The organism is Arthrobacter sp. Soil_C_49 (genome assembly GCF_057656635.1).
This window is the reverse complement of record NZ_JBDGJZ010000001.1, coordinates 274,135-291,091: the sequence shown is the minus strand read 5'-3', so window position 1 is coordinate 291,091 and position 16,957 is coordinate 274,135. Positions and strand designations below refer to the sequence as shown.

The following is a 16,957-nucleotide window of genomic DNA, read 5'->3' as shown; positions in this document are numbered from 1 at the left end:
CTCCCGGCTAATGAGTGAGGGCAGAAGGGGCTTTGGTCCCTGCACGTAGTGGCAGGGGGAGCTAGCGGCTGGCCCTTTCATTCGTGCGCAACTTTTTGTAAGCCCAGTCGGCGGCAAGGACCGCAGGGATGGCCAACGCCGCGACGGCGAACCCGGCGGGCGGTGGCGGCAGGTGTCCCAGGATGGAGGGAATGGCGTAGAGGCAGACAGCCAGGACAGCGAGTTCGGCCAGCACTGCCCAGAGCAGAAGCCGGTTGGTCGTCCAGCCCTGCCTCCAGGGCGGCACACTGGCACTGCGGCAAGCGAAGGCATTCGCCAACTGGCCCAGGACGACGGCGGTGAAGGCGGCGCCGGAGGCGGCCATGACAAGCTCTCCGCCCGCCGGGCTCCCCCGCATCCAGCCACCGGCGAACAACACCACCGAGAACGCCGCCATCTCCAGGGCCGCCTCCACGGGGCCCAGGACACAGAACACCCGTAACATGAGCCGGCGGTCCATGAGGTGCCGTTTTTCCGGTGGCCGCTTGAGGACTCCCTTGCCCGGCTTTTCGCCTCCGAGGGCAAGCGCAGGCAGCAAGTCGGTGCCGATGTCCAGGGCCAGGATCTGCAGCACGCCCAGTGCCAGCGGAAACTGTCCACCGGACAGCGCCCAGATGACAAAGGGCGTCAGTTCCGCGACGTTGTCCGTCAGATGGTAGGTGAGAAAGCGGTGGATGTTCGAGTAGGTGGCACGGCCCTGTTCGATCGCAGCGACGATCGTGGCGAAATGGTCGTCCAGCAGCACCAGGTCGGCGGCTTCCCGGGCAACATCGGTTCCGCTGAGCCCCATGGCCACTCCGATATCCGCTTCCTGAAGAGCAGGGCCGTCATTCACGCCGTCGCCTGTCATGGCCACGACATGGCCACGTTCCTGCAGTGCTTTGGCTACGCGCAGCTTCTGTTCCGGCGAGACCCGGCTCACCACCACGCCGTCCCGGTCGAGCAAAGCACCCAGGACTTGTTCGTCCTTCGGAAGTTGCGAGCCATCAATAACCGTTTCCGGGCTACCCATCAATCCGATCTCACGGGCAATGGCAGCAGCCGTCTCCGGGTGGTCTCCGGTGATCATGCCGATGCGGATTCCGGCCTCCCGGGCGGTCCTGATAACGTCACCGACGTCGGGCCTGGGTGGATCGTGGAGGGCAATCAGGCCCAGCAGGCCAAGCTCTGTTTCCACTGCTTCGGGCGGCCGATCCAGCCAATCCGCTGGGGAACCGGGAAGCTCCCGGGCCGCAACCGCGATCACCCGGAGTCCCTGGGACGCCATTCTTTCAACTTCGTCCACCGCACCGGCTGCGGATCCGCCGCAGAGCGGCAGGACGGACTCCGGCGCACCCTTAAGGTATACGGTGTTGCCGACGATGACGGATTCGCGGCGGCGGCGCGGGTCGAATGCAAGGCGTCGTGCAGGTTTCAGGTCCGCTGGCTCATTGCCGGAAAGACGCCGGGCCAGGACATCAATGGCGGCTTCCATGGGGTCGCCCTCGGCTTTCCACTCCTCGCCGCGGAGGACAGCACGGCCCTGGGACGCTGCGCGTGCCGCCAGTGCGGCCCGGGTGGCCAAGGTGATGCCCGTACCCTCGATGGCCGTGGCGGTGGGTTGGTAGCCCTCACCCCGGATCCGGGCGCTGCCTTCGGACGTGCAGACCTCGACGGCGTTCATCCGGTTCTGCGTCAAGGTGCCTGTCTTGTCCGTGCAGATGAAGGTTGTTGATCCCAGGGTCTCCACGGCTTCGAGATTCCGGACCAAGGCGTTCCGCGCGGCCATGCGCTGCGCCCCCATCGCGAGGGAAAGCGTGACCGTGGGCAGCAGGCCCTCAGGAATAAGGGCCACAGCCACGCCGATGGCGAAGAGGAAGGCGTCCCGCCACGGAATTCCCACCAGCAGTGACACAACAAAGAAGAGCCCGGCGATGCCGAGCGCAACCGCAGCGATCAGGCGAACGATCCGGCGCAATTCCTGGGAGAGCGGAGTGGGTGGCGACACAGTTCCGCTGGTCAGGGCGGCGATGCCGGCCAGGCGCGTGTTTCCGCCTGTCCTGGCTATTACTGCTTCGGCTTGACCGTTCACAAGAAAGGTTCCGCCCCACGCTTTATCTCCTGCTGCCTTCGGCGCCGGTTCACTTTCACCTGTCAGCATTGATTCATCCACGGTGCAGGACGAAACCGTCGCCAGTGTCACATCAGCAGGGACCCGGTCCCCCGCAGCCAGCAGAACGGCGTCCCCCGGGACAAGCTCGCTGGTGTGGACTCGCACAACCTGCCCGTTCCTGCGTACTGACACGTCGGCCGGCAGCAGCCCCCGGAGTTTCGCCGCAGCGTGCTGCGCGCGTTCCTGCTGGATATGGGCGAAAACGCCGTTCACGATAACAACAATGATGATGGCCGTGCCCAGTTGCGGCATGCCGGCGATAAAGGCCAGCGCGGCCGCGCACCACAGCATCAATGCGAAGAAGTGAGTCAACTCGCCCAAGATTTTTCGCCACTGCGGTACCGCCTTGGCATTGGGAAGTACGTTCGGTCCGGTTTCCTTCAACAGGGCCGCCGCGCGCTCGGAACTTAGGCCGGCAGCGTCAACCCCTGTGCCCGGAGGCACCCCCCGCTGCGTCATTGATGCTCCAGACCAGCGAGCAGGAACGTCCGGGTCTCACCTGCGCCCAGAAGGACGCGTTCCGGGCCGACCCGAAGGCACGCAGGGGAAGCGTCACCTGATGCCGCTGACACCGTCAATCTTCCATGCTCCAGCTTGATAGTGAGCAGGTGGTCCCGGTAGCGGACCTGGAAAGACACTGCCCGTATGCCTTTGGGCATCTTGGGGTCAAAGAGGAGCGCATCTCCGGTGATGCGCAGCCCCGCGAAGCTCCGCTGCACCACATCGATGGTCCCCGCCATTGCGCCCAGGTGGATTCCGGTGCGGGTGGTGCCTCCCTGAGTGTCGTCAAGGTCGGCGCTCAGTGCTTCGCGGAACGTACTCCAGGCCCGCTCCGGGTCTCTTGCTGCCAGCACTGAAGCGTGTGCTACCCGGCTGAGGGTGGAGCCATGTGCGGTGCGAGCCAGATAGTAGTCAACGGTCTTTTGAAGCTGCGAGGAGGAGACCTCGTAGCCGAGGCCGGCCAGAAAGAGCGTCAGTTCCTTTTCGCCGAGGACGTACAGCAGCATCAGCACGTCAGCCTGTTTGGCCAGACGGTAATGGTTTGTGCTGTCTTTTTCCGCCTCGAGGATCAGGTCCAGGCGTTCGATGTTGGTGTAGGCACTACGGTAGTGCTCCCAGTCGAGTTCCCGCAGTTCTTCGTAGCCTGCGAACTGACTGATGATCCCTTCGTGGAAGGGCACGAACATCCGGCTGCTGACGTGCCGCCAACGGTCTATCTCCTCCGGGTCCACCTTCAGCCGCTGCTGAAGGTCCTCGAGGTCATGGCCGTGGAGCAGTGCCATGACCGCGCAGGCCTGGGCGCAAACCCAGGCAGCCATGACATTTGTGTACGCATTGTCGTTAAGCCCCGGCCGGGAGCTGCCCGGGTAGGCGGTGTGATATTCGTCCGGACCCATGATTCCCAGAAGGTGGAACCGGTCCGCTTGCGGGTCGTAATCGGCCATGGAAACCACCATGCGTGCGACCTCGATGATCAGCTCGGCCCCATGCCGGAGCAACCATTCCCTGTCCTGCGTTGCCAGGTAGTACTGCCAGGCATTGAATGCGACAGCGAGGCCGGCATGCCGCTGAAGATGCGAATAATCCGGAACCCAGCGGCCGGAACGGCGGTTAAAGAGCCAGCGTGGGGTCTCCTCCCTGCCGTCACTCCCGCTCTGCCAGGGAAAGAGCGCCCCCTGGAGTCCTGCTGCGGCGGCTGCTTCCCGTGCCGCTGGAAGCCGTCGCCACCGGTAGTTGATCAGCGCACGCGCCACCGAGGGCATCCTGGACGTGAGGAGTGGCAGGACGAAGAGCTCGTCCCAGAAGATGTGGCCCCGGTAGCCTTCGCCATGAAGCCCGCGTGCGGGGACCCCGGCGTCCAGCTCGGCAGTGTTCGGACTAAGCGTCTGAAGCAGGTGGAAGACATGCAGGTTGAGAATGAGCTGGACCTGTGGGCTGCCGTCTAAATTGATGGCGAACAAGCCCAGGAGCCTCCCCCAGGCGTCCTCGTGTTGGGACAGCAACTGTTCAAAGTCTTGGCCTCCTGCCTTGATGGCGTCTCCGGCGGCCAGTGCGGGGGAGGAAATTGCGCGGTCGCGGGATGTGGCTATGGCTGCAAGCCTGTTGATGGCCACTGGATGGGCTTCAATCAACTGAAGTTCCCATGCCCGGTAAAGGATTCCTTCCTCCTCGCCGGGCTCGCCGTCGCTGGGCTGCCCGAAGACATCGGTGCGCAAGGCCGCGGCAATCCGGATGTGGCTTTGGCTCGTTTCGACTTCCACTGCTGTAACCGGCCCGTCCGGAGCCGATTCATCAAGCCGGAGAAGGTGGTGGTGGTTCAGGAGCGCATCTTCCGGGAGATTCTCATTGGTGACGCCGGTGTCCACTCCGCTGCGGATCATTGCCCGGCCGTTCCAGCCCATAGCCGTGACGGATGTGCTGAGCGCCATGAGGTGTGGCTGGGCCATGGACACGAACTTTCGCTGGCCCAGCAGCAACCGGCGCCCGTCGGGGGCTTCCAGGACTACGTCCCGCTCGAGGGTGGCCCGGCGCATGTCAAGCACCCGCCGCTCCCGGATAATCTTCAGGCCGCCCTGCGAAAGCCAATCGGTGCCGTCCAGACGGACATCCATCACCAGGCAGTTGGGCGCGTTGACCATATGCTCGTCTTCCACCTCCTGCCCCTGGATGACGCTCACGAGGCGGTTGTAAACCCCTGCGAGATAGGTCCCGGGGTAGTGGACGTCGCTCTTGCCGGTTTCAGGAGCAGCACCGCGGACTGCCAGGTACCCGTTCCCGAGAGTGGTCAGCGCCTCCCGGTGACCCTCGTGGGCGGGGTCGTAGCCTTCGTAGATCAGACGCCAGGGATCGGTGAGGACGCGCCCCAGGTCCAACTGGCCAACATCCGTCAGCACAACGTCGGCCCCTGCCTCTTCCAGCTCCGTCCTCCTGCCGGTCCTGTCTATGCCGACCACAAGGCCGAAACCGCCGCGGCGTGCCGCCTTTACCCCGGCTGTGGCATCTTCTATGACTACGGCACGGGCCGGGGTGACTCCCAAACGGTGCACGATCTCGAGGAGGACCGCCGGATCAGGTTTGCCCGGGAGCCCAAGTTCGGCTGCCATGACGCCGTTCATCACGAGCTCGAATGCACCTGAAAGGCCAGCGGCTGCGATGACTGCCGACGCATTGCGGCTCGAAGTGGCCACCGCCACGGGGATGTGTGCCGAGCGGAGCCTGTTGATCAGTGCAACCGTTCCCGGGAAGGTCCTGACGCCATCACGTGCAAGGCGCTCCTGGAACAGCCGGTCCTTGAGTTTGGCCAGGCCATATACGGACCATGTCCCCGCGCCGTCGGCACGGTTGCCGGTGGGCAGGGTGACACCCCGGGCTTCCAGGAAGGTGGTCAAACCTTCTTCCCGGGGCCTGCCGTCCACGTAGGCCAAATAGTCGTCGGTAGTGAAGGGATCCCGCCGCGCTTCCGCTGGGATCCGGCGATCTTGCAGCACTTGGTCGAATAGTTGCTTCCATGCAGCTTCATGCACGGAGGCCGTGTCTGTTACCACGCCGTCCAGGTCGAAGATCACCGCGTCAAAGGGCGACAGGGCCGCCGAAACAGTGGGTGACGCTGTCATGGCCTGTCTCCGCATCCTGGCCAGGGGTCATCTGCGGAGACCGCGCCGAAGGACGTCGAGCCGTGCTGTGTATTCGCTCTCGTCGATTTCTCCGAGTGCAAACCTCTCGGCCAGCAAATCCTCGGCATAACGGGGGTTTGAGCCGACGCTTGAGCCAGAGTTCAAGCCTGTGTTCCGCCCCGGGCTGGCCGGCCCGAGAGCCTTGGCCAGCAGAACGATGGCCGCGATGACAGCACTCCAGAACAGAACAAAGCTTGCGACCATGAGGACGTAGCCCCAACCGCCCATGTTGCCGTTCCAAAACATCATTTCCGGTTCCTCCGTTTTGCGGCGTGGCACTGTACGGCCTGGATTCACTGTTGCCCCGGCCCTTGTTGCAGCACCAGAGGCTTTGGTCCCGGAGCCCGGTGCAGGCAGCGCCGTCGCAGAGGTGCCGGCAGCCATGGCGGATGCCTTAGGGGCCCTGCGCCGGGAGACCCAGCCTGCGAAGGAGGAGAGGCTCCGTCGTTCCTCTTGCATGGCTTGTCCCGCATCCGAATCAGGTTGGTGCTTGCAGGCCCCTGCGACCGGGGCGCGAGAAAGTTGCCGCGGCCGCAGGGTCGCGCCGACAACAAACGCCGGATCCTGTGACTTTCGGCTCTGATGCTTGGACCATGGCGGGGCGCATTGTTAAGGGGGTAAGGAGCCGAAGAGATGACTGATGTCGATGGGAGCGGACGACGGCGGGTGGTCGCCGTCGTGGCGGCGCTCGGCGCGCTGGCTCTCTTCATCACGCTCACCATGCTGATGACGTCCCAACCCGGCAACCCGCCCGCGTCGTCCCCGGCGCAGACGTCCACAGGCCCGGCTACGTACTCCCCCGGCTCGACGGCCTCGGTATTGCCATCGCAAACACCGTCTCCGCAAACTCCGTCCCCCGCCTCGGAGGAGTCGGAGCCGCCGGAGGCCGGCCAGACTCCGGTGGAGCCGCCCGTAACCCTGCCTCCTGTCCCTCCCCCGGAACCACCAGACACGGCCGCGCCTCCCCCTGCCGCCCCTTTCCCGCCGTCGCTCCGGGGTCAGGACGTCACAGCCCTTACCGGAACCGGGCCCGTGGTCGCCTTGACGTTCGACGCGGGGGCAAACGCTGCCGGCCTGCCCAAAATCCTCCAAGCACTTGCCGCGAAGGGCGTGCGGGGTACCTTCTTTCTCACCGGCAACTGGGTTGATACGAATCCAGGAGCGGTCGGGCAGATTGTTGCCGCCGGACACCGTGTGGCCAACCACTCCATGACACACCCCGGCTTCACCGGTCTCTCGGACCAGGCGATCGCTCAACAGGCACTGGGCGCTGAACAGGTGATACTGGCTGCCGGCGCTGATCCGAGCCCCTTCTTCCGGTTCCCCTTCGGTGAACGCGATGCGAGGACCATCACCGTGTTGAACAACCTGGGTTACGTGCCGATCCGGTGGACAGTGGACACCCTGGGCTGGAAAGGGACCAGCGGAAGCATTACTTCACAAATTGTGATCGAGCGGGTTCTGGCCGCCCTTCAGCCCGGTGAAATCGTCCTCATGCACATTGGTTCCAACCCCGACGACGGCAGCACCCTTGACGCTGACGCCCTGCCCGGCATGATCGACCGGATCAGCGCCGCCGGCTACCGGTTCGTCACACTCGACGTCCTGCTGGGCGGCTGATCTATTCCACGGACAGAAGGCCGTCAGCCAGGAAACAGGACGGCTCAGCCACAAGAAACTTGCGGCTCAGGCACTTCTAAGCAGGCATGGCGCCAAGAAGACGCAGCCAGTCACGGAGTTGTTGCGCGTCACTATCACCGCCGCGGAAACCCACGTAACCGTCCGGGCGGACTCCCAGGACGCCCGTTCCCGGGTGGCTGGTGAGCCGGTGTACGTGCACCGGTCCAGGGGATGCGCCAATCCCGGCATGGGTGTCCTGCCATGAGGCTTCACGCTCAAGCAAGACGTGGATCCCCGGGGTCGCCGTCAGTTCATGCAGACGGGTTGTCCCTCCCTCGCAGGCTGCCGGTTCATCGGGCAGCCGGTAGCCCGGCCGCGGCCAATGGTCAGTTCCACCGGAACCCTGGTATGAGATGGGGCTGTGTGGGTAGCGGACGAACGGCTGGGCAAGCAGCCGGACCGCCGCTGCCATGAGACGCCGTCGGCGCAGGAGCAGCGGCAGGATTGGGGCCAGGTGCGGCAGGAGGGAACCCCGCATGAGCCGCGCCGCCGGATGCTGCGATGCTTCCCCGAAGAAGATGATGCGGGTCAGCGCCAGTACTTGCAGGGCTGCGGGCCGCCGCTCCACGTCATACGAGTCGAGCAACTCAGGATGCGCATCGCCGGAGGAAGCCAGTCCGAGCTTCCAGCCAAGATTTATTGCGTCGAGGATGCCATTATTCATACCCTGCCCGCCGGCCGGCGAGTGCGCATGGGCAGCATCGCCCACGAGGAAAATGGGACTCCGACCGAATGAGCCGGCCAGCCGATGCTGCAACGGTACCCGGGCGGACCACCGCACATCCGCAACTGCCGCACCTATCCCGGACTCACGGATGAGCCGCCGCACCTCTTCCACAGGAACACGCGGACCCAACTGCCCAAAGGCAGCGTCTGGCTGTGGTTTCGCCCGTCGGGTGGCAAGCATCCGCCACGTGGCACCCTCGCCAAGGGTCCTCGGCGCGCACCAGGCCGCGGAACTCAACGCCCCAGTCAGTCTGCACTCCCCGTTCCTGGAGCGCCGAGCAGAGCACTTCCTCAACGTCGGCCTGCCGAACCAGGGTCAAATGGGGGAAGGCGGTGTCCGGCAAGTCGGCGTGGCCCAGCCGCACCCGTACCACCCGCCTACCAAGGTGGATCCTCGCCTCGGGTTCCGTACCGGAGCGGCCAAGAAGGTCCGTTGTGACGCCTAGCGGCCGAAGGCACTCAAGCGCCCCGGCGTGAAGCATCATCGCATGTGAGGGCCGGAACCGCTCCGAACGTCGGTCGACGATGCGTACGCTGGCACCATGAGCCTGCGCCTGGAGAGCCGTGGTGAGGCCTGCCGGTCCGGCCCCCACCACCAGAACATCTGTCCCGCGCGTCATGGTTGCCCGACCAGACGCCACCAGTCGTCCACGGACTCCAGGCCCGTCGGCAACCTGCCCGGGTCGGCCAGCAATTCGTCGCGGTGTAACCCGGGCAGCACCTTGTAGCTGATAGATCCGCGAACACTTACCAACTCCAATACCCGCCACAGCGCCGAAGCGTATTGGCGGGCCCGCCCGGGCCCATCCCACTCGTACAGTCCCCGATAAACGCCGTTGACGTAGAGGCTGGATTCCCTGTCACCGGCAACTTCAGGGATGTGGAAGAAGTAGTGAGCGGGACGTTGCCCGAAACGGATGCCCTCGAAGCTATCCACGTCGGGCCGTACGACACCCTCCAGCAGACCTACGGAGCAATCCAGCGGCAGATGGCGGCCGAAGGCCTCACCCCCGCAGACACGATGTGGGAGTTCTACCTGAGTGATCCGGAAACGGAACCCAACCCCGCGAATTGGCAAACAAGGGTTGTCTGGCCTGTCACGTGACACCGCCGGTGGCTTAGCCAGGACAAGGCGCATTCCGGGGCGCCGACAAATCAGGCTTCCCCGGTCCCGGGCCACTAGGGGGTACCGGGGCGGCGGGTGAATGTCAGCTCCCAGGGCCTCCGGCCGCGGCTGGTCTCCGACCACCCGTCCCGGGCTATCTGCTGGCGGAGCTCGGCAAGGCTTGCTTCCATCCCCGGGGCCCATTGTTCTTCGGAAGGGATGGTGCCCCCAGTTGGTCCGGGAAAAGTGTCGCTGACATAGAGCCGTTCATCGCCACGTGTCCTCCCCACAAATCTCAGCTGCGTCCGGCCGTATTGCGAGCCGAGGGTGTGGAGGATGCGGGCCCACCAGGAGCTGGACGCAGCATCCTCGAGCTCAATGTGCAGTGTTTCTTCCCTGGAAACACGCTAAGAAGGGACGTCTCGCCCTCACTACAGACTAAGGTCATCACTTCCCGGGAGTTACGACAGAACCCGACTAGTCGGTTGCGGTCTTGACCGCGCTGTGATGGGCGGACTTCCTCGTTCACCGCGGAATCGGTGGACACTCAATCCTGTCCAAATGTTGCCGTAGTGCTGTCTGAGGACGCGGACGGCGCAGGGTGGATGAGTTGGGCCGTAATTTGATCTGTCCAGGCGTCAATAGCTGCCCAGTCCCGCAGGTCCCCAAAACGGCCCCCGGTGAGCCGGAACAGGATCCGGAGGATAAACGGCATCTGGTGGGCCTTGTAGACACCGGAGAACACTCCGTGGCCAAGGAGGGCAACGTCCGTGAACAGAACTCGTTGCAGTCGCTTTTGTTGCAGTGCCGCACCGCGTTTGCGAAACGGCTTTGGCAGAGCCTCGGACATCCCCACACTGAAGGCCCAGACTGACCGCTTGGCCAGTTCGGACGCATGCTGGGTCAAGAAGAGCATCGCCGGGGCCAACCACGCCTGGTTGTGGATGGCGCTGCCGACTACGACAGCTCCATAGCCGGAGATGGACTGCACGTCCTCCACCGGCCGGCACTCGACCTTGCCCAGTGCAGCCGCCATCCGGGACGCTACATGTTGGGCTATCTCCCGGGTAGATCCCCCCCGCACTTGCGTAGACAACGAGAACGGCCATGGTGGAGCCTCCTACTTCCACCCACCATTCTCATGCAACGCGCTGCGACTCGAACGTGCCATAAGTCCCGGCTTGGACTGAGGAAATAACGGGAGGTAGATCATCAGGGCAAGCCCGATAAACAGCAGGGCGAAGGCCAGGAACGCAGCCATCAACGTAAGGGACGCATCAGGGTCTGCCTTGACGTACATCACCACGGCCATGGACGCTACCGACGCCGACAGAAACGCGTAGCCGGTCAGCAGCGGATACATGATCTTCAGTGCCCACCTTGCACCCACGAGCAAGCCGGCTCCTGTTGCCACAGCCGCTGGCACGACAATTCCCAGGTCCATCAGCTTCACCATCCAAAAGGGAGTGGGGCTGGACGAATACTCCGTCAATGCTGCGGGATTGGTCCATGCCGCCAGCAGGGACCGCAGATGCTGGCCCACCACCAGGAACGCCGCCACCACCAGCAGTGAAAGAGCCGCTGTCGTTCGGACTGCGCTGGAAGGCGAAGGCAGCTCCCTGGGTATCGCAAGGAGCGAAAGGACAACCGCCGCCTCGGCAAGGATGAAGACAGCCAGCAGCAACGGGAACCAATACTCCACATTTCCCGGGAGCCGAAGATACTCCTGCCCGATAACCACTTGCGCGTAGGTGTAGATGGCATAAACACCAATGCCGCCGCCGAGAAGTTGCCCCGCGCTATGGTCACGGAACACGAGAACAGCGGCCAGGATCGCGGCCGGGAAAACAACGAAAAGCGACGCCGCGTCACTGCCCAGCAGCTGGTTGACCGTCGTATCCGACGTCCGGTACTGCATGAAGCCGAACCCCAAAGGTCCCATCAGCGACGCAGCAGCCATGGCCAATCCCAAGGCGGCCAGAACGGGCACCAGCACCCGTCTCATCGCCCGCCGCTGTCCCCGGACGTCCGTTGCAGCCAAACCGGCAGTGTCTTTCATCATGAGCACCTCCAGCACCGAGGATAGGCAAGGGTATTCAGCACTGGATAGAGCCGAATGGCTCGGAAATCACTGCAACGCCTGCTGTCCGAGCGCCCCTACCTCCCGGCTCCCGGCTGCCCCACATTCCCGCTCCCGTCCCTGCCCGCATCCCCTGGTTCAGCAGCGTCAGGAGACAGCGCACCCGGCTCAACTGCAGTTGCCTGCGAGAGCAGCGCCCGCAACTCCTCCAGCAGCTCGAGCTGCCGACTGTTGACGGCCATCAGGAGGTCAATTTCCGCTTTGGACTGCACATCCGTTTCATAGTCATGGCGTGCCATGGCCGCGGCAATGGCGTCCTGGCGCTTAGCCGCGATTAAGAGAATGGCGCCCTGCAGCCCGGCCAGCATCGAGAGGAAGAGGTTGAGGAGGATAAACGGATACGGGTCCCACGCGGCTGCTGCCAGGACATACGAGTTGACCACGCCCCATAACGCCATGAACGTGATAAACAGGCCCACAAAGGTCCAGCTGCCCATACCGTTGCGGAGGACATCCGCCGCGCGCTCACCTCGGCTCAAACTCTCCTTATGCCGAACATGCCAAGTACTTCTGCGCTCGCTCATGTGCCTAGGGTATGCGGGCCGCCCAGATTGTTCCTCCCACGCTTGTCGGCAATGGGCTCGCCCCGCTGACACAGTAATTGATCCGCCACAAAACTTTCGCGAACCGACGGTTGGTGTTGACCCCCAGTCCCGGAACGCCATCCTGGAATCGGTGGACGGACTCGCCACGGAAGGAATGGCGGTGCTGTACACCACGCATTACATGGAAGAAGCCGAGCGGTTGTGCGACCGGATCGCCATCATTGACGAGGGCCGGATCCAGGCGGAGGGAACCCGGAACCAGCTGGTTGAGCTGACCGGCGGGGTGGACCGCATCGACCTGCGGGGCAGCGGAAACACCAGCGCCGCTGCCACAGCGCTGCGGCAGCTTCCCGGGGTGCAGCACGTCGACGGCGGCGGGTCGGGTTTGACCTTGACGGCCCACAACGGCCCGGGCCTTCTTGAATCCGCCGGTGTGGGCGCTCCTGCAGCGGCAGCAGCACTGGAGCAGGCGAGAAAAGCGGTGGAACGGCCCCGCGTGGAGGTGGTGGACACCAACGATGTCACTCAGGCCTTCCAGGGACTAGGCAGGTTTGATCTTGGTGCCGCACAGCAGCTCCTGCTGTTCGTCTTCCTGAGTTCTCTCACTGGTGCAGCTACCCTGATCAAGGCCCGCCGGCTTGGCGTCATCGCGCGCGTCATGGCTGCCCCGGTTTCAAGCTGGCAGGCGCTGGCCGGCCAGGCGTTGGGACGGTTCGGTATCGCCGCGGTCCAAGGCGGTTACATCATGATCGGAACCGCCTTGCTGTTCGGGGTGGACTGGGGCGATCCCCTGCTGGCCGGGCTGGTCCTCGTGCTCTTCTGCGCAGTCGCGGCCCCGGCAGCGATGGTGATTGGTTCAGTAATGGATAACGACGGCGCCGCGTCGGGTGTGGGGTAGGGCTGGGCCTGGTGCTGGCTGGCCTGGGAGGAACCATGGTGCCGCCGGAGTTCTTCTCCGACACGCCTTCGCGGACATCCAGCGGCACGACGGCACACTGATCGATATCCTTCCGCAGCTGGGCGTCCTCGCCGCCATGGCACTTTCCTTGTTGGCGCTCGGATCATTCCTGCTCCAGCGCAGCCTCAGCCGGGCACTGTGACGCGAGCCCAGGTCCAGCCGGTTCTTACGGTCCGTGCACTTTGTCCTGTCCGGTGGTGCGGGCACGGAAGCCGTAGACCAGCAAGCCGATGCCCGCCAAGATCATCACCGTCACGACGGCGAAGTCCTCGGCGATAAACAGAGCCGCGGACTGGAGAACCAAGATCGCACTCACCATTCCGAGCACGGCAGCAGGAATGAGGGGCCACTTCATTCTGCCGGTGCCATCAGCGGCCTGCACCGGGATCAGGGAAAGTAGACCGAAAGTAGCTGCCAGGCCCAGGAACAGGACGGTGGCAACAGGCGTGCCCTGCAGCTCCTCGGGGAGCGTCACAATGACTGCCAGTGTGAGCATGACCCCGCACGGAATGAGGGCCCACCAGTTGGCCCTTTCACGCACGTAAACAGCTCCGAACCCGGCAGCCATGAACAGGAACAGAAGTGCCCCGACGGCGCGGCTGTCCGTGAGTTGGGTGGCGGCGGCAACTGCGGCCAGTCCCAGGAACACCGAGCCGGGGATTGCCGCCCACCAGTTCTCGCGCCGGCGGACAAAGAGGGCTAGGAATACCCCTCCCACCGCGGTGAACATCAGCGCTGGTACGTACGCTCCGCTCTCCACAACGCCGAGTCGGTCCAGGAGCAACAGCACGCCAACCGACATCAGGATGATGCCTGCGATGATGGTTGTTGTTGTCGATTTCACCTGTGCCTCCCGGAATTCGGCGAGCGCCCCGCCACTCTTGCTTATCTCAGGCTAAGGTTCCGCCGGAAGCGGATGTAGGGCACAAAGCCCCCCGTTCAGCTGGCCTAGAAACCCGACGAGCTGCCGGAGCCGGAAAAGCTTCCACCACTGCTTCCATAGCCGGTGGTGCTGCCGCCACCGCCCCGGGCCTCGCTGACGCTGCTGACCCCCGTGTTGAGCCCGGAACTGAAAGTGGCGACCGAGAAGAAGTTATACGACGGGTAGACCGTGCCCAGGATACTCGGCTCGTAGGTGCGTCGGCGCTTATGGTTGACGCCATCCTGCGCCGCCTCTATTTCCTTGCGCATCAACTCCGCTTCACGTTCATTCTTTGCATAGCCTTTAATGACGGTTTCGGCGTGGTTTTCAAGGAGAACCGCCAGGCGGGACCGGGCGTCATAAAGGCGGTCCAGCGCCTTCTCCGGAGTGATACTGCCGTCGGACAGCTCCGCAGTCCACCGCTCGATCTCCCTAAGGCTTTGATCCCGGAAGGACCGAAGTACGGCCGCTGTTGCCGAATCCCCCTGGGCATGACGCTTGGCGAGGAGCTGTTCCAGCCCGGCCAGATCGCCGCGGAAGGGTGCTAACTGACGGTCCCACGCAGTGGGCCACGTGTTGGCGCGGTTTAGCAGAGCATTGGTGTCCGCGATGACATCGTCAAGTGCGTCGAGCTCGGCAGCGGCGTCTGCGTATTCCCGGGCGAGTTTTAGATTCTTGCGCCGGCTCAACTGGCGTTTCGACAGGGCATGTACCCTGTTGGACAGTTCGCTGGCCGAGTTGTAGCGGTTCAGGAAAGTGCGGTGCTTCTCCAGCACCTGGCTTCCATACCTCGACGATTCAGGAATCGTGCCGGCATTCAGTTCCGTCACTTCAAGATCCATGCTGACATTTGCATAGCTTTGGTCCCCGCGTTCAACCTCCTTCCGGCCAGCAGACCTGGTGACGGCCCGCACAATGATCCAGGCTCCGGCCCCCAGTGCTGCGGTTCCCGCTGTCACCCAGGCCGTGATCAGGAACGCAGCAGAGCGGTACCACGGCTGATTGATGAGCTCGGCAGCACGCCGGACCCCCGCGATGGTTCCGTCGGTCCACTGGGCGTCGCGCAAGAGGTCCCTCGCCGCATCCTGGATATCGGTCCGCTGGTCCAGGGATACCTTGCGGTCTTCACCCATGTAGGTGCCAACATGGCGTCCGGCCGGGTCGAGCGCGAAGATGAACAGCCCGTCCGCCCACTTCTGACCGTCCGCGCTGATCCACTCCGGGTGCTCAGTTCGCGCGAACCGCAGGACCTCTTCATTGAGGTTGTCTCCTGCCGTTCCGTTGTAGGTGTACACCACGACCCGGGTGGGCTCGTAGAACTCAACGTCCTCAAGCGCCCGGACCAACGTGTTCCGGTCCAACACCCCTGCGGTGTCTTGAACCTCGATGGACGCAGGCGGAATCGCAAAGGCGGCGGCTGTGCCGCCGAGCAGCATCACAAGTAAGGCCAGCAGTGAACCGATAACTCTGCGCACTGTGCTGCCTCTTCCTGCCTCCGGCTGCTGCCTCAAATCGCGTTCCACCCGTTATCGGATGCAAGCACCACGCCATTGATGTTCGAGCCGTCCCGGCTCAGGAGGAATGTGATTCCAGCGGCCAATTCACGTTCGGCCACCAGTTTGGCCAGGCCCTCTTCGCTGAGGTCACTGGCCACCGCCCGGCCACCTTCACGGGCAACGTGCAGGGCGGTCCCAAGTCCTATGCCCGAAGCTGCCCCAGTGACGATGGCGGTCTGGCCCTCGAACCGGCCGGGTGTGGGACTTTCCTGCGGGATGGCCACGGGAAGCTCCTCGTTCGTCATAGTCGGTTATTGCGTCCCGCCGCCACGTGGTGCTCTGATTGGATGCGCGCGGACCACGTGAATGCCTGGATACGGTCAGACCCCCATGCACTCAGGATGGGGTCCCGAAAGAAGCCGAAACAGTGCCGAAGGTCCCCCGGAGCGGCGGTGGTCGGCGGTGGATTGGATCAGAGGTGAAGGAGCCATGCGGGAACCGGGCTGCATCGTGGCAGGATACGACGGTTCTGAGGAGGCCGGGGCGGCCGTCCGCTGGGCAGCGCACCATGCACGCCTGCGCGGCTCTCCCCTGCGTGTGGCCCACTCTTCCATCTGGCCGCTGCTGACCAGCAAACTGGGCCCGGTTCCAGGTGTTGCTGACAGCGGGCTGGAACGTTACGCCGAAGCAATCCTTGAAGAGGGAGTCAACCTTGCCAGGTCGGCTGCGCCTGAGCTGACCGTTGAAGGCACACTGTTACACGGATTGCCCGCATCCCATCTCGCCCGGGTATCTGCCGGTGAGCAGATGCTGGTTGTGGGAAGCCGCGGTTTAGGCGGGTTCCTGGGACTGCTTGTAGGATCCGTCAGCCTGGAGCTGGCAGCCACCGCCGACTGCCCCGTTGGTGTCATCAGGTCCGATCACCACCCCGCAGGTCCCGTCGTCGCCGCCGTCGATGGATCAGGATCCCCCACGGCCGTGGAAGATGCCTGTGCCGTGGCCGCAGCATCCCAGGCCGGTTTGACCATCGTGCACGTCCGCCACGCGCCGCCCGGATACCCGCCGCCGTATCCGCCTGACAGCCTGGCCGCTGGGACGGCGGCCGAAAAAGTTCTCAGCGCCGCCATTGACCGGGCACGTACCCTTGCTCCCGGCATCCGGGTCGAAGGCAGCGTCCTCACCGACACGTCGGTCCCCCATGCCATTCTCAAGGCCTCGGCAGAGGCACGGCTGCTGGTTGTGGGCACCAAAGGACACGGGCTTATCAGGGAGACCATAGGTTCAACCGCGCACGCGGTTCTTCACCACGCGCCCGGACCTGTCCTCATCTCCCGCCGCGGCGCGGGAAGCGTGGATGACGAAGTTGCCACCGCTGGGTAGTCACGTTCCGCAATGACTATCCCCTGGATGTGGCGACGGTCTCCACGAGGTGGAGGAGCCTATGACGAAGTTGCCACCGCTGGGTAGTCACGTTCCGCAATGACTATCCCCTGGATGTGGCGACGGTCTCCACGAGGTGG

15 protein-coding genes are annotated in these 16,957 nt (G+C 64.1%); 4 read left to right on the top strand and 11 right to left on the bottom strand.

The genetic code is table 11. The annotated features are described in order from the left end of the window. Positions 1–61: 61 nt before the first annotated feature. Genes AC3A4Z_RS01305 through AC3A4Z_RS01295 form a run of 3 tightly spaced genes read right to left on the bottom strand, consistent with a single transcriptional unit; the run spans position 62 to position 6,114 of the window. A complete protein-coding gene (locus AC3A4Z_RS01305; protein WP_498709523.1) occupies positions 62–2,650 on the bottom strand; it encodes a cation-translocating P-type ATPase in 2,589 nt (862 codons plus the stop codon). Further along, positions 2,647–5,805 (bottom strand): HAD-IA family hydrolase, encoded by a 3,159-nt coding sequence (locus AC3A4Z_RS01300; protein WP_498709522.1) that lies wholly within the window; start codon positions 5,803–5,805, stop codon positions 2,647–2,649. Before AC3A4Z_RS01300 ends, AC3A4Z_RS01305 begins: the two co-directional genes overlap by 4 nt. A gap of 27 nt (positions 5,806–5,832) precedes the next feature. Beyond that, entirely contained in the window at positions 5,833–6,114 is a 282-nt protein-coding gene (locus AC3A4Z_RS01295; RefSeq protein ID WP_498709520.1) for an SHOCT domain-containing protein, read from the bottom strand. Between the two features lie 384 nt (positions 6,115–6,498). On the opposite strand from AC3A4Z_RS01295, the gene AC3A4Z_RS01290 reads away from it, so the two are divergent. After that, a complete protein-coding gene (locus tag AC3A4Z_RS01290; protein WP_498709518.1) occupies positions 6,499–7,485 on the top strand; it encodes a polysaccharide deacetylase family protein in 987 nt (328 codons plus the stop codon). A 76-nt stretch (positions 7,486–7,561) separates the two neighbouring features. Here the strand turns inward: AC3A4Z_RS01290 and AC3A4Z_RS01285 are convergent, their stop codons facing one another. Continuing rightward, positions 7,562–8,452: an FAD-dependent monooxygenase gene (locus AC3A4Z_RS01285; protein WP_498709516.1), complete on the bottom strand. Its 891-nt coding sequence runs from the start codon at positions 8,450–8,452 to the stop codon at positions 7,562–7,564. Continuing rightward, complete coding sequence (locus AC3A4Z_RS01280) at positions 8,355–8,891, bottom strand: FAD-dependent oxidoreductase (RefSeq protein ID WP_498709515.1); 537 nt, start codon at positions 8,889–8,891, stop codon at positions 8,355–8,357. The genes AC3A4Z_RS01285 and AC3A4Z_RS01280 overlap by 98 nt, the downstream gene beginning before the upstream one ends. Positions 8,892–9,163: 272 nt before the next feature. Between AC3A4Z_RS01280 and AC3A4Z_RS01275 the strand changes: the two genes are divergently transcribed. Further along, positions 9,164–9,376, top strand: a complete 213-nt coding sequence (locus AC3A4Z_RS01275) for a GyrI-like domain-containing protein (RefSeq protein WP_498709513.1) — start codon at positions 9,164–9,166, stop codon at positions 9,374–9,376. Positions 9,377–9,923: 547 nt separating this feature from the next. Here the strand turns inward: AC3A4Z_RS01275 and AC3A4Z_RS01270 are convergent. The 3 genes from AC3A4Z_RS01270 to AC3A4Z_RS01260 all read right to left on the bottom strand — a co-directional run bounded on the left by AC3A4Z_RS01270 (position 9,924) and on the right by AC3A4Z_RS01260 (position 11,995). Next, entirely contained in the window at positions 9,924–10,412 is a 489-nt protein-coding gene (locus AC3A4Z_RS01270; RefSeq protein ID WP_498709512.1) for a flavodoxin domain-containing protein, read from the bottom strand. Positions 10,413–10,496: 84 nt separating this feature from the next. Next, positions 10,497–11,438, bottom strand: coding sequence for a hypothetical protein (locus AC3A4Z_RS01265; protein ID WP_498709510.1), 942 nt, complete (start codon positions 11,436–11,438; stop codon positions 10,497–10,499). Between the two features lie 95 nt (positions 11,439–11,533). Then, positions 11,534–11,995, bottom strand: a complete 462-nt coding sequence (locus tag AC3A4Z_RS01260; protein WP_498709509.1) for a DUF1003 domain-containing protein — start codon at positions 11,993–11,995, stop codon at positions 11,534–11,536. Between the two features lie 226 nt (positions 11,996–12,221). Here AC3A4Z_RS01260 and AC3A4Z_RS01255 point away from each other — a divergent pair, with 226 nt between their 5' ends. Beyond that, positions 12,222–12,959 carry an ABC transporter permease gene (locus AC3A4Z_RS01255; RefSeq protein WP_498709506.1) on the top strand — a complete coding sequence of 246 codons (738 nt, stop codon included), beginning with the start codon at positions 12,222–12,224 and terminating at the stop codon, positions 12,957–12,959. Positions 12,960–13,185: 226 nt separating this feature from the next. Here the strand turns inward: AC3A4Z_RS01255 and AC3A4Z_RS01250 are convergent, their stop codons facing one another. From AC3A4Z_RS01250 to AC3A4Z_RS01240, 3 genes are all read right to left on the bottom strand, one after another. After that, positions 13,186–13,863 (bottom strand): hypothetical protein, encoded by a 678-nt coding sequence (locus AC3A4Z_RS01250; RefSeq protein WP_498709505.1) that lies wholly within the window; start codon positions 13,861–13,863, stop codon positions 13,186–13,188. 104 nt (positions 13,864–13,967) lie between these two features. Beyond that, positions 13,968–15,377 carry a DUF5129 domain-containing protein gene (locus AC3A4Z_RS01245; RefSeq protein ID WP_498710047.1) on the bottom strand — a complete coding sequence of 470 codons (1,410 nt, stop codon included), beginning with the start codon at positions 15,375–15,377 and terminating at the stop codon, positions 13,968–13,970. 71 nt (positions 15,378–15,448) lie between these two features. Continuing rightward, entirely contained in the window at positions 15,449–15,742 is a 294-nt protein-coding gene (locus AC3A4Z_RS01240; protein ID WP_498709504.1) for an SDR family NAD(P)-dependent oxidoreductase, read from the bottom strand. A gap of 184 nt (positions 15,743–15,926) precedes the next feature. On the opposite strand from AC3A4Z_RS01240, the gene AC3A4Z_RS01235 reads away from it, so the two are divergent. After that, complete coding sequence (locus tag AC3A4Z_RS01235; protein ID WP_498709502.1) at positions 15,927–16,817, top strand: universal stress protein; 891 nt, start codon at positions 15,927–15,929, stop codon at positions 16,815–16,817. Positions 16,818–16,957: the final 140 nt, after the last annotated feature.